Origin of the sequence: Clostridium sp. AF36-4, from assembly GCF_003435975.1 — a bacterium.
In the GTDB taxonomy this organism is placed as follows: Bacteria; Bacillota; Clostridia; order Lachnospirales; family Lachnospiraceae; genus Eubacterium_F.
Genome location: NZ_QTVH01000012.1, coordinates 36,629 through 49,755, shown reverse-complemented (window position 1 = coordinate 49,755; position 13,127 = coordinate 36,629). Strand labels below are relative to the sequence as shown.

The 13,127-nt window shown below is 40.0% G+C and carries 14 protein-coding genes; 11 read left to right on the top strand and 3 right to left on the bottom strand.

Annotated features, from left to right (window positions below; translation table 11 throughout):
• Nucleotides 1-27 precede the first annotated feature (27 nt).
• From DW005_RS08035 to DW005_RS08020, 5 genes are all read left to right on the top strand, one after another.
• Nucleotides 28-264 (top strand): transcriptional regulator, encoded by a 237-nt coding sequence (locus tag DW005_RS08035; RefSeq protein ID WP_226947549.1) that lies wholly within the window; start codon nt 28-30, stop codon nt 262-264.
• Nucleotides 257-1,102 carry a KilA-N domain-containing protein gene (locus DW005_RS08030; protein ID WP_055264007.1) on the top strand — a complete coding sequence of 282 codons (846 nt, stop codon included), beginning with the start codon at nt 257-259 and terminating at the stop codon, nt 1,100-1,102. Before DW005_RS08035 ends, DW005_RS08030 begins: the two co-directional genes overlap by 8 nt.
• 61 nt (nt 1,103-1,163) lie before the next feature.
• Entirely contained in the window at nt 1,164-1,496 is a 333-nt protein-coding gene (locus tag DW005_RS14410; RefSeq protein ID WP_347461553.1) for a recombinase family protein, read from the top strand.
• Nucleotides 1,438-2,844 carry a recombinase family protein gene (locus DW005_RS08025; RefSeq protein ID WP_347461551.1) on the top strand — a complete coding sequence of 469 codons (1,407 nt, stop codon included), beginning with the start codon at nt 1,438-1,440 and terminating at the stop codon, nt 2,842-2,844. The genes DW005_RS14410 and DW005_RS08025 overlap by 59 nt, the downstream gene beginning before the upstream one ends.
• A 236-nt stretch (nt 2,845-3,080) precedes the next feature.
• On the top strand, nt 3,081-4,436 hold the full coding sequence (locus tag DW005_RS08020; protein WP_117478867.1) for an FAD-dependent oxidoreductase: 1,356 nt from the start codon (nt 3,081-3,083) through the stop codon (nt 4,434-4,436).
• Here the strand turns inward: DW005_RS08020 and DW005_RS08015 are convergent.
• Complete coding sequence (locus DW005_RS08015; protein ID WP_117478866.1) at nt 4,427-5,758, bottom strand: MATE family efflux transporter; 1,332 nt, start codon at nt 5,756-5,758, stop codon at nt 4,427-4,429. The two genes, DW005_RS08020 and DW005_RS08015, sit on opposite strands and share 10 nt — an antisense overlap.
• A gap of 159 nt (nt 5,759-5,917) precedes the next feature.
• Between DW005_RS08015 and DW005_RS08010 the strand changes: the two genes are divergently transcribed.
• The gene (locus DW005_RS08010) at nt 5,918-6,553 is read left to right on the top strand and encodes an HD domain-containing protein (protein ID WP_022377902.1); all 636 of its coding nucleotides are present in this window, start codon (nt 5,918-5,920) and stop codon (nt 6,551-6,553) included.
• Here DW005_RS08010 and DW005_RS08005 read toward each other — a convergent pair.
• Nucleotides 6,550-7,365 carry a zinc dependent phospholipase C family protein gene (locus DW005_RS08005; RefSeq protein WP_117478864.1) on the bottom strand — a complete coding sequence of 272 codons (816 nt, stop codon included), beginning with the start codon at nt 7,363-7,365 and terminating at the stop codon, nt 6,550-6,552. The genes DW005_RS08010 and DW005_RS08005 overlap by 4 nt on opposite strands.
• Before the next feature lie 75 nt (nt 7,366-7,440).
• Here DW005_RS08005 and pgeF point away from each other — a divergent pair, with 75 nt between their 5' ends.
• Genes pgeF through DW005_RS07990 form a run of 3 tightly spaced genes read left to right on the top strand, consistent with a single transcriptional unit; the run spans nt 7,441 to nt 9,873 of the window.
• Nucleotides 7,441-8,271, top strand: a complete 831-nt coding sequence (pgeF, locus tag DW005_RS08000) for a peptidoglycan editing factor PgeF (RefSeq protein WP_242989389.1) — start codon at nt 7,441-7,443, stop codon at nt 8,269-8,271.
• A 4-nt stretch (nt 8,272-8,275) separates the two neighbouring features.
• A complete protein-coding gene (locus DW005_RS07995; RefSeq protein ID WP_117478863.1) occupies nt 8,276-8,899 on the top strand; it encodes an epoxyqueuosine reductase QueH in 624 nt (207 codons plus the stop codon).
• A complete protein-coding gene (locus DW005_RS07990) occupies nt 8,890-9,873 on the top strand; it encodes an FAD:protein FMN transferase (RefSeq protein WP_117478862.1) in 984 nt (327 codons plus the stop codon). Before DW005_RS07995 ends, DW005_RS07990 begins: the two co-directional genes overlap by 10 nt.
• Here the strand turns inward: DW005_RS07990 and DW005_RS07985 are convergent.
• Nucleotides 9,870-10,130: a DUF4321 domain-containing protein gene (locus tag DW005_RS07985; RefSeq protein ID WP_022377897.1), complete on the bottom strand. Its 261-nt coding sequence runs from the start codon at nt 10,128-10,130 to the stop codon at nt 9,870-9,872. The two genes, DW005_RS07990 and DW005_RS07985, sit on opposite strands and share 4 nt — an antisense overlap.
• A 161-nt stretch (nt 10,131-10,291) precedes the next feature.
• On the opposite strand from DW005_RS07985, the gene DW005_RS07980 reads away from it, so the two are divergent.
• Both DW005_RS07980 and dnaG read left to right on the top strand, forming a co-directional pair.
• Nucleotides 10,292-11,302, top strand: coding sequence for a deoxyguanosinetriphosphate triphosphohydrolase (locus DW005_RS07980; protein WP_117478861.1), 1,011 nt, complete (start codon nt 10,292-10,294; stop codon nt 11,300-11,302).
• A gap of 26 nt (nt 11,303-11,328) precedes the next feature.
• Nucleotides 11,329-13,092, top strand: a complete 1,764-nt coding sequence (gene dnaG / locus DW005_RS07975; RefSeq protein ID WP_117478860.1) for a DNA primase — start codon at nt 11,329-11,331, stop codon at nt 13,090-13,092.
• Nucleotides 13,093-13,127: the final 35 nt, after the last annotated feature.

The following is a 13,127-nucleotide window of genomic DNA, read 5'->3' as shown; positions in this document are numbered from 1 at the left end:
GACGCTTAGCGTGAAAGGAGCAAAGATATGGCAGATTATATTATGAATGATGATAGAGACGCAAAAGATATTTTAATTGAACTAAGGGAAAGTACCGGCATGAACAGGCATCAGTTTTGTGAGTACTTTGAAATTCCCTATATGACAGTTAGTGACTGGGAGCATGGAAAGAAGCGTGTTCCTAAGTACTTTCTGCGACTGCTTGAGTATTATGTGAAGGCAGAGCAGATGAATAAGGCGAAGGAGGAACAGAATAATGGCTAAGAATAGAGTTATTACAGTTCAGGGAATACCGGTTACGGTATCGTATGAAGACATAGATGACTATATCTGTATTACAGATATAGCAGCTGCTAAATCGGATAATTCGCGAGCTGCGGATGTTATTCGAAATTGGTTAAGAAATAGAAGCACTTTGGAATTCTTATCAACATGGGAAGAAATATATAATCCGAATTTTAAAGTGTTCGAATCTGAACACTTTAAAAAAGAGGCAGGACTTGTTACGTTTACACCAAGCGTATCAGAATGGGTAGAAAAAACTAATGCAGTTGGACTGTATGTTAAACGTGGAAAATACGGCGGAACATTTGCGCATAAGGATATTGCATTTGAATTTGCTTCTGCTATCAGTCCGGTGTTCAAATTGTACCTGATCAAAGAGTTCCAAAGACTAAAGGAAGCTGAAAATGATTTGCAGAAGTTGGAATGGGATGCAAAGAGATTTCTATCCAAGAATAATTATTTAATTCAAACGGATGCGGTTAAGAATTATTTGATTCCTGTATGCAATTATCGTGAGGATTTACAGTGGCTTCCTTATGCAGAAGAGGCGGATTTACTTAATGTAGCATTATTTGGTTTTACTGCAAAAGCTTGGAGAGAGGCTAATCCAGAGCTTGCAAAAAAGAGTAATGTTAGGGATTATGCAACAATAAATGAATTAACTGTTCTATCGAATCTTGAATCGCATAACGCACAAATGATTCGAGAGGGAATGGATAAGAAAGATAGATTCGAAGCGTTGAAGGAGATTGCAGAGTATCAACTTCGAGTCCTAAATGAGGCTGAAAAAATCAGCAATAGGATTGAGGAACAATAGTATTCAACCATTTTGTCGGCATTGGCAAAATGGTTGATATATATTTTGGAGGAGTGATTATTTGAAAAAGCAACGATGTTACATATATACAAGAGTATCTACTGCCATGCAGGTCGATGGGTTCAGTTTAGATGCTCAGAAGGAAAAACTTAAGAAATATGCTGATTATCAGGACATGGTTGTAGTTAGAGAGTTTTCTGATGAAGGTAAATCCGGTAAAAATGTTGATGGCCGTCCACAGTTTAAGGAAATGCTTGAACTAATTGAAGCAGGCACAGATGATATTGACTATGTTCTTGTTTTTAAGCTTTCTCGTTTTGGAAGAAATGCCGCTGATGTACTTAGCTCACTGCAAAAGATGCAGGGATTTCGGAGTCAATCTGATCTGTGTTGAGGATGGCATTGATTCTTCTAAGGATGCCGGCAAGCTTATGATTTCGGTTCTATCAGCTGTTGCAGAAATTGAAAGAGACAATATTCTTGTTCAGACTATGGAAGGTCGTAAGCAGAAGGCCAGAGAAGGAAAATGGAATGGTGGTTTTGCTCCATATGGATATAAGCTTGTGGATGGATCATTATTTATTGCGGAAGATGAAGTGGAAGTAATAAAAATTATCTTTGATAAATATATCAATACAACTATGGGAGTAGCAGCAATTGCTGCGTTTCTCAACGAAAGTGGTTATGTGAAAAAGAAACGCCAGAATAATACGATTGATGGCTTTGCGGCATCCTTTGTCAAAGGTGTAATTGATAATCCTGTTTACTGCGGTAAATTAGCCTATGGAAGAAGAAAAACAGAGAAGGTCCAGGGAAAAAGAAATGAGTTTCATGTTGTAAAACAAGATGAATTCATGGTTGTAGACGGAGAACATGAAGCAATTATCAGTGCAGAAGAATGGAAGGCGGCTCAGGATAAGAGAAAAACTACGGGAGTGAAGCGCGTTAAGACGCATAGCCTTGAACACGAACATATTTTGACCGGTATTTTAAAGTGCCCTGGATGTGGTGCCAATATGTATGGTAATGTAAATCGTAAGAGACATCCAAAAGGTGGCACTTATAGAGATTATTTCTATTATGCCTGTAAGCATCCTACTGGGACCACGGGACATAAGTGCGATTACCATAAGCAATGGGGACAGGATATTGTAAATGATGCAGTAGCTGAGCTGATTAAGAAAATAGTTACTTCTCCGGACTTTGAAAAGGGTATCAGAGAGAAGATTGCAGCCAGAGTTGATACCTCTGAACTGGAGCAAGAGCTTGATGGATTAAAGAAGAAAATGAGGCAGCTTGAGGTGTCAAAGGACAAGATAGCTATCCAGATGGATAATCTTGATGTGACAGATTCCATGTATGAGAAGAAATATGATGACCTGCAAAAGCGTTTTTATGATAAATATGATGAAATGGCTCTGACAGAAAATCATATGGATGAAATACAGAGTCGCCTGGCACATATTCGAAGAAAGCAGTTGTCAGGGGACAGAATCTACAATTTCCTAATTGCCTTTGATAAGTTATATGATAAATTATCAGATGCAGAGAAGAAGGAATTCATGGGAACTTTCGTGGAAAGCATTGAGCTTTATCCGGAACGCCTTGAAAATGGCAAGTTTCTAAAACATATACACTTCAGATTCCCAGTATATTATAATGGTACTGTGATAGATGATATAAGTTGGGAAAATGAAAGTACCGTTGAAACTGTGGTTCTCTTGTCTAAAATAAAAAAGTGATTGATTAGAGTGGAAGACATTCAAAGCATTAATTGTTCGTTGCCAGTTCCTTTGGATTACGGAAAATAAAAAAAGTGGCAACAAACCCTTGACACAAGCACACACATACTAATCTTTTTAATATCTTTATACATTTTATATAATTTCGCTAGGAAAAATAAAAAAAACATTGAAATAGTTATCTAATAGTGATATAATTATGACAAAATATTACATAAAGAAAGAAAATAAACTATATGAAAAAAGTAATCGTTATAGGGGCGGGCCCGGCAGGACTTACGGCGGCGTATGAGATACTAAACCGGACGGATTCCTGCCAGGTGCTTGTATTAGAGGAAAAAAATCAAATTGGTGGATTAGCAAAAACGGTAGACTTCCAAGATTATCGAATGGACTTGGGAGGACATCGTTTTCTTATGGTGAATGAAAAAGTTTTAGATTGGTGGAATCAATTTTTGCCTTCAAGAGGAGTAAACTATATCAAGCGTATGTTTCAGAGAAAACAAAAATTAAAACTGTATTATAAAGGGAATTATGTTAGTCATCCGATTTTGTTTGACCGAAAATTCAGAAATCAGGTTGGCAGCTTTTGTACTTTAAAATGTATATGTGGCTTAATAAAAAGTAAAATAAAGAAGAGGAAAGAACATACATTAGAAGATTACTACATGAATCGGTTTGGACAAACTATTTATCAAACCTTTCTGCAGGATTATATGGAAAAATGTTGGGGAGAATCTCTAAAAAATCTTTCCTGTGAGCAGGGAACAATGCATGGGGAAAATCGAGTTCAGACAGAATATTTTCTCTATCCCAAATTGGGAGCCGGTCAAATGTGGCAGGAGGTTGCAGAGAAGATAAAAAAAAGAGGTGGAATTATTGAATTGGGAGCAATGGTAGACTCACTTGTTTTAGATAATAATATGCTGAAAAAAATCAGTTATATAAAATCAAACGGAAAACGAGTATTTGAGGAGGCGGATGTTGTCATTTCAACTATGCCTTTAAATACATTGTTTGCCAATATGACGGGAAGTGTTCCAATCTCTTTGCGGATGATTGCTAACGGATTAAAATACCGAGACTGTGTGATTATGGGACTGTGTATTAAGTGGCCGGAATTGTCGAATGGGGCATTTTCCATGGAAAACATTCCGGAGCGTATGATTTATGTGCAGGATCCGAAAATAAAACTTGCCAGAATTCAAGTCTATAACAACTGGTCGCCGTATCTTGTGAAAAAGAAAAATGAGTTATGGCTGGGACTTGAATTTTTCTGCAAAGAAGGAGACGACTTCTGGAATTTGTCGGAGGATGAGTGTGCGAAAATTGCCGTGTCCGAGTTGAAAAAAATTGGATTTATTGAATCGGGCAGAGAAGTAGTCTGCTATCATAGAGAGTATGTTCCGAAAGCTTATCCGGCGTATGCCGGCAGCTACGAAAAGAAGGGAGAATTACTTTCTTTTGTTGATGGAATAAAAAATTTATATACGATTGGCAGAAACGGTTCTCATTATTGCTACAAAATGGATGAGACCGTTCTTAATGCGATGCAGGCGGTAGATAAAATCTTTGCCGAACATCAGAAATAATGATAGCGGGAGCGCTTTTTAATGATGCAGATGGCAGTGACGACTAAGGTAAGCAGTTCTGCTAAAAGAACCGATGACCAGATACCGTCAATCGCAAAGAAAATGGGCAGAATCAGGACAGCGCTGACTTGAAATACAAGGGTTCGCAAAAAAGAAATCAGCGCCGATAATAGTCCATTATTTAAGGCTGTGAAAAATGAGGAGCCGTAAATATTAAGTCCACACACAAGAAATGTTGTGCAGTAAATTCGAAAGCCATGTCTGGTTAATTCAAACAAATCCACATCATATCCAACAAAAATGCGGGCAAGGGGTGTCGCAATCAACTGGGCGAGTATGAACATGAAAATGCCACAGATACCGGTAAAACGCAGACTTTTATTCAACAAATTCTTTAATTCTTTGTGATTTTGTGCGCCATAATGGTAACTGACAATAGGAGCACTGCCGATCGAATATCCAAAATAAATCGCAACAAAAATAAAATTAACATACATAATTGTTCCGTAAGCAGCTACACCGTTTTCGCCGACAAAGCGCATAAGCTGGAAATTAAATAGTGTGTTTACAATGGAACTGGATAAGTTTGTCATCAACTCCGAGGAGCCATTTGTACAAGTCTTTTTCAGGATAAAAGGATACCATTTGGTTTTTCCTAAGCAAAACGGACTTGAATTTTTGGCAGCAAAATAAATTAATGGTACAAAGCCACCGATACATTCGCCACAGACGGTTGCAATGGCAGCTCCGACAAGTCCCATGCCAAACACAGCGATAAACAGGTAGTCCAGTACCATATTCGTAACACCGGCAAGAACAATGACGAGTAAACCAAGTTTTGGCTTTTCCGCCGTGACAAAAAAGCACTGAAATACATTCTGCAGCATAAACGGTGTTAATGATAAAAACGTAATGCGCCCATACAGGGTACAATAGTCTAAAAGGTCTCCGGAGGCGCCAAGTGCGATGCTGACCGGTCTTGCAAGTAAAATTCCAAGGACACTTAAAACGATGCCACCAAAAATCGTCAGATAAATGAGCATGGAAAAGTACCGATTCGCTTCTTTTTCTTTTCCTTCGCCTAAAGTTTTTGCTACAATGGCACTGCCGCCGGTTCCGACCATGAAACCAAGGGCGGAGAGTGCCATAATAAACGGCATAATGAGGTTGATTGCGGCAAACGCTGTCTTTCCGGCATAATTGGACACAAAAAGACCATCCACTACGCCATAGATGGATGTGAAAATCATCATGACGATGGAAGGAAAGACAAAACGTAATAATTTATTATAAGTAAAATGTTCGGATAACTGAATTTTCATACTAAACTCCTTAAATCAAATCGTATTGCCTACTGTAACATACAAATCGGTCTTTTGTCAAACATTGGTATTGATTTCTTTGCACAAATGGGGAAAGCTGTGCTATAATACTGATTTGGAAGAAAAATCAGAAAAAACACATTGGAAATGGAGCAAATCATGAAACAGCATCGTAAGATGTTCCAGTATGTGGAAGAAATGCTTTACAGCTATGACCGCAGAAAGGGCGATAAGAGTAAGAACAAAATTGAATATGACCGATACGCCCACACACTGCGGGTTTATCAGTGGATGCTCCGCATTACGAGAGAGTTAAAGGATGACAGTTTAGATGTTGAATCCTTAAAGATTGCAACAATTTTCCATGATGTAGGATATGCCGTGCAGGGAGATGAAGGACACGCCAAAGAAAGTGCCGCTATTTGCAGAGATTATTTGGAACGGCGTCCGTATACGCCCGAGCAGATTGATTTTATCTGCTATTTGATATTAGAACACCCAAATAAACGGCTTTTGCATGAGAAAACAACGCCACTGGAGTTGGTTGTTCTGATGGAAGCGGATATGTTAGATGATACCGGAGCAATGGGAATTGTACTCGATTCGTGGATTACATCCAAAGAAGAAAATCCATCGTTTAATGAGGTTTGCAGGCATTTTGAAAAATATACCTACCGTCATATGAAACAGATGGATTTTGTGACAGCACCCGGCAAGCGTTTCTGGCATGAAAAGAGAACGCTTGTGTATGAATTTTTGAGGCAGTACCGCAGGGATTTAGGTTTGATGGATTAGTCAAGCGGCTCGTTACTTTTGAGTGTCGTGTGAAACCGCTTGTGAAGTGGTTTTCCCTGCGTCACACTTTTGTGAAAATCCAAAATCAATTCATTTGCCAAAAAAATCGATTTTTTATAGTGTTTTAAGAGGACGGCGTTGGTGTGTTTTGCGTAGGATTTGGCACAGAGTGTCATCATGTGTCCCTCAAGCTGTTTGTAGTGGAATGTGATTTTCATAAGCAGACGAATCACAAACCGTTTCAAAGAGCAGCCACAGGTTAGAAGTTTCTTATAAAAACGCATGCCCGAAAGAGCTCGTTTGATTTTATGTTTTGATAGAGCAAATGGGCGGTATACTTCGTAAATGGCATGGATAGTGGCTTTATCGTTTGGTATCATGTGCCAGATAGGATAAGAGATGGCATTGTAACCATCTTTTTTCAGCAGAAACCGGTCAAACTCATTTTCCATTACCAGATGATTTTTTCCGGCTTCCGTAGATTTTGGAATGATATAGGTATGACATTCACTGTCTAGCACAAAATGACAGATATAGCCGAGCAAATAGGCATAGGCGGCAGAGTCTGTACCAAGTTTTCGGATGATGGGCTGTTCGTAAGCAAGAAAGGCATCGAACGCATGACTGTGCTGGTGATAGCCTAATTGGTTGGTTTTACATTTTAATAAGGGATGATAAAAAAATAAAAAATCTGGTCCCTGCAATCCGATACGGAATGCGGCAGGGTGTCGGCGAATGGTATTTTTAAGTGGTTTGGGAAGTATTTTTTGTACTTCTTTGCCAAAGGAATTATGGGCATAAATACAAGGCATAATCAAAATCTCCTTTCCATGTATGAAATTAGCATTACAAATTTCACTTATAAGTATACCAGACAGGAGGAAAATATGTGCGAGAAAATGATAAAAAATGAAAAAAATGGTGTGGTATATTTAACGTTCCCTCTTTTTGAAAAGGCGGGAATCAAACACGGTTTTTCTACGAAATTAGGCGGTGTCAGTGTGGGAGACTGTGCGACTATGAATTTAAGTTTTACAAGAGGCGATGATGAGAAGGCCGTGCTTGAAAACCATAGAAGATTTGCAAAAGCCGTCGGTTATCCGGTGAAAAATGTGGTGCTTAGTAATCAGGTACACGAGACAAAAATTTTACGCGTTGATGAAAAAGACTGTGGCAAAGGTGTTGTGAGAGAATCGGATATCATTGGCATCGACGGATTGATTACGAATGATAAAAAAGTAGTTTTGATGACTTTTTTTGCGGACTGTGTGCCGTTGTTTTTCTATGACCCGGTAAAAAAAGCAATTGGGGCAAGTCATTCCGGCTGGCGGGGAAGTGTAAAGCGAATCGGGGAAAAAACGGTGCGCCGCATGGAAGAGGAATTTGGCTCCAATCCCAAAGATATCCTTGCGGTAATCGGACCATCAATTTGCAAAGACTGTTACGAAGTGAGCGAAGATGTTGCGGCTGCTTTTCAGAAAGAATTTAAAGAGGAGCAGTGGCAGGAGATTTTAGAAGAGAAACCGGCACATAAATATCAGCTCGATTTATGGCGGGTAAATGAAATTATATTAGAAGAAGCCGGTATCCCGAAAGAACAGATTGAGGTGAGTGGCGTATGCACCTGCTGTCATTTCGACTGGCTGTTTTCCCACCGTGCGACCGGTGGCAGACGGGGAAATTTAGCAGGCGTCATAACTTTAATGGAAGGAGAATGAGACCTTGAACCGCAGAAATTATCAGAAAGAACTGGATGAATTATTGGCATCGTTTTCAGAAAAAAAACGATTATTTCTTCATTGCTGCTGTGCACCATGCAGCAGTTATGTATTAGAATACCTGCATGATTTTTTTGATATTACGGTATTTTTTTATAATCCGAATATTTCGGAAGCGAGTGAGTATCAAAAAAGAAAAGAGGAGTTAAAGCGTTTTTTGCAGACAGTGCCTTTTGGAAAAGAAATTCATATGCAGGATGCCGATTATGAACCGGAGCTTTTTGAAAAAATGGCAAAAGGGCATGAGAATGATCCGGAGCGGGGGCCAAGATGTGCAAAGTGTTTCAGACTCCGGTTGGAGGAAACCGCAAAATACGCAAAAGAGGGTACGTATGACTATTTTTGTACGACACTTTCCATCAGCCCTCATAAAAATGCGGATTTATTAATGCAGATTGGAGAAGAACTTTCTGAAAATTACGGCGTTCCCTATCTGCCATCGGATTTTAAGAAGAAAAATGGGTATAAAAGAAGTATTGAACTGTCAAGAGAATACGATTTGTACCGGCAGGATTTTTGTGGCTGTCGTTTTTCAAAAAAGGCAAAGGAGGACATGCGATGCGAGTGAAACAATGGATTTCTCTTTTTTTGTGTGTCATCATTCTTCTTCCCGGATGTGCAGCTTCTGAGGAAAAGAAGACAGAGCGTGAAATTTTTGCCATGGACACGATTATGAATCTGACTTTTTACGGAGAAAACGGAGAACAGGCGATGACAGCGGCTGTTTCCGAAATTCAGCAGTTAGAGAAAACTTTATCCGTTACCAAAGCAGACAGTGAGATTTCAAAGATTAATGCTGCAGGTGGGAAAAAAGTCACAGTTTCGAAGGAAACATATGACTTACTTTCTGCTTGTATTCAATATGGAAATGATACGGATGGGTTGTTTGATATTTCAATTTACCCGCTTGTGAAGTTATGGGGATTTACGACAGAGAAATATCATGTGCCGGACAAAGCCGAAAGAGATGCTATTATAAAAAAGATTGATTATAAAAAGATAGAACTTCTTTCGGATTACCAGGTGCGGATTCCATCCGGCATGGCAATTGATTTGGGAGCGGCGGCAAAAGGCTATCTGTCCCAGAAAATTATTGATCTTTGCAAAGAGAAAAAAGTTATTTCCTGTATTCTTTCCTTAGGTGGAAATGTGCAGACAATCGGCATGAAACCGGATGACACAGAATACACGGTAGGAATTACGGACCCATCCGATGGAAGCAGTATTTATGGCACAGTAAAGGTAAAGGATAAGGCGGTTATTACCAGTGGGATTTATCAGAGAAATTTCAAAAAAGACGGAAAACTGTATCATCATATCATGGATAAAAGAACCGGTATGCCAGCAGATAATAATCTGGCATCGGTTACGGTAATTGCGGAAAATGGGGCGATGGCGGATGCGTATGCGACCGCACTTTCAGTTATGGGAGAAGAAAAGGCAATTGCTTTTCAAAAAAAACACCCGCAGATTCAGATTATTTTGATACGCAAAGACGGTACCTTTTACCAATCTGAAAAAGCGGGAATGATAAAATCCTAGATAAAGTGGTAAATAATAGCGGCAACAATAATTCCGATGATACTGCCAATGGTGAATTTGATTGTCAGTCCGAAAGTCAGAACCAATACGCCTAAGTTTAAGGTAAGTGGTTTTGCTAATCCGAAACTTTTTCCAAAATTCAGCCACGACAGGCCGGCAACTCCGCTTGTCAGCTGGCTGATAAAGCTGCCAAGAACAACACCTGCTAAAATCAGTAAAAAGAGTGCCCAACCGTTTTTTCCTGCTCCTCTTGCCATGATGCACCTCCTTATGTAATCGAAATCCATCTTTTAGCATACACTATTTTTTAGAAATCTGCAAAAACTTTTTACGAAAAAAAGGAAATAATATCCTTATGTTGTAATTCTTTTAATGTAGTTGTTTTTTGCTTAATCCCGAAAGGCAGGAAAGAGTGGATATGACAATACGTGAAAATTTAGAAAAAAGAGAACATGACATACTAAGTCCTTATGCGGCATTTAGTGATGAGTCTAAGGGGCGCGATACATACGAAGAGCAATGTGACCTGCGTCCGGTTTATCAAAGAGACCGTGACCGGATTCTTCATTCCAAATCGTTTCGGCGGTTAAAGGGGAAAACGCAGGTGTTTCTTGCACCGGAAGGAGACCATTACCGCACACGAATGACGCATACTTTAGAAGTGTCGCAGAATGCGAGAACAGTTGCAAAAGCACTTCGTCTGAATGAAGATTTGACGGAGGCAATCGCACTTGGACATGATTTGGGACACACACCGTTTGGACATGCCGGTGAGCGGATTCTGAATGAAATATATTCCGAGGGATTTCGTCATCAGGAGCAGAGTGTCCGTGTGGTGGAGTGCCTTGAAAAGGATGGCGAGGGATTAAATCTTACGGTTGAAGTAAGGGATGGCATCCGGAATCATTCGACTTCCGGAAATCCATCGACACTGGAAGGAAAAATTGTGAGACTCTGTGATAAGATTGCGTATGTCAATTCAGACATTGACGATGCAATCCGGGGAAAGGTCATTAAAGAAGAGGATATTCCCCGTGGATATACCGAGATTTTGGGAAATACTCTTAGAGAGCGTCTCAATACGCTGATACACGATTTGATTCGTAACAGCATGGATAAAAATGATATTATTCAATCGGACACAATGCGGGAAGCGCTGACCGGTCTCCGTGCTTTTATGTTTGAAAATGTGTATGTCAATTCCGTTGCAAAAGCGGAAGAGGGAAAAGCCGAGTATATGATTGGCCAGTTATATAAATACTATATTGACCATGTGGAAAAACTCCCGGAAGAATATGGCAAGATGTTAAAATCCGGAGAGGCATCCGTTGAGCGTGTGGTCTGTGATTTTATCGCAGGAATGACCGACCGGTATGCGGTAGCGACATACCAGAGTTTGACAATTCCTCGCACATGGTCTGTGTTGTAGGGAAGAAAAGTAACGGAGTGATGGGCATGTATTACGAAGAAGATTTTGTGGAAGAAGTGAGACAAAGAAGTGATGTTGTCGATATTATTTCTTCCTATGTAAATCTGAAACGGACCGGCAGCAATTATGTTGGTCTTTGTCCGTTTCATAATGAAAAGACAGCATCCTTTTCCGTGAGCCCGTCAAAGCAGATGTATTACTGTTTTGGATGTGGCGCCGGTGGCAATGTATTTACTTTTTTAATGGAATATGAAAACCTTACGTTTGTGGAAGCTTTAGAGCGGCTTGCCGAGCAGGCAGGGATGGAACTTCCGGAAAAAGGTAATTCGGAAAACGACAGAAAACGCCGGGATTTGCGGGATTCGATACTGGAAGTCAACAAGTTAGCAGCCAATTATTATTTTGCCTGTTTGAAAAGTGAGCAGGGAAAGATTGGTTATGAATATCTGACAAAACGTGAGTTAAAGCCGGAGACTATTGTGCGGTTTGGACTTGGATTTGCAGGAAAAGGCGGAAGTCCTCTTTACCAGTATGTAAAATCCAAAGGCTATCCGGATTCGGTTCTCAAAGAAACCGGACTTTTCACTTATGATGAAAAGCGTGGCGTGTATGATAAGTTCTGGAACCGTGTGATGTTTCCTATTTTAGATAGGAATAACCGCGTAATTGCTTTTGGCGGCCGAGTGATGGGGGATGCCAAACCAAAGTACCTAAATTCGCCGGAAACAATGGTTTTTGATAAAAGCCGAAATCTGTATGGGTTAAATTTTGTGCACGGCAAGCAGGGTGAAGGCATGATTATTTGTGAGGGCTATATGGATGTGATTGCACTTCATCAGGCAGGATTCACAAATGCGGTAGCAAGCCTTGGTACGGCATTTACGAGTCAGCACTGTAGTTTGTTAAAGCGGTATACGGATTTGGTATATCTGTGCTACGATAGTGACGGCGCCGGGGTGAAAGCGGCGATGCGTGCGATTCCGATGCTGAAAGAAGCGGGGATTCGTGTCAAGGTAATTAATATGCGTCCGTATAAAGATCCGGATGAATTTATGAAAGGTCTTTCGCCGGAGGCGTTTAAGGAGAGGATTGAACAGGCAAAATCGAGTTTCTTTTATGAGGTGGACAACCTGATGAAAGAATATGACATGAATGATCCGGAATCCAAAACGTCATTTATGAATGAAGTGGCAAAAAAATGTTTAACCTTTGATAATGAAATCGAGCGGACGAATTACATGGAGGCATTTTGCAGAGAATATAGCGTAAGAACCGAGGATTTCAAAAAACTGGTTGCCTATCACAGTGCCAGAATGGTTGGCATTGATTATGAGAAGAGGCGGCAGGAGCGCATGGTGAAAACGGCAGGACAAAAGGAAGACGGCATTGCAAAAAGCCAAGGTGTATTTCTTACATGGCTTAGTAATGACCCGGTTTTGTTTGAAAAGACAAAAGGAATTTTATCCGCCGAAGATTTTGTGGATGAGCCGTATCACGAAGTGGCGCAGATGATTTATGAGCAGTATGAAACTACCGGCAAAGTAGAGCCGGCCATGATTATCAGTAAATTCCAAAGCAAAGAGGAGCAGTCTCTGGTAGCCGGAATTTTTAATAAAGAATTAAAAGAAATCAGTAAAGATACCGAACAGCAGAAAGCACTGAATGAAGTTGTGCACAGTATCAAAAAGTACAGTCTGGAATACCGGAGCAGGCATGTGACGGACATGAAAGAACTACAGACTCTTATGGAAGAGAAAAGGAAGTTACAGACATTACAGATTTCATTTTAAAAGAGCCGTTGTTTGACAACAGAAATGGAGGAAAA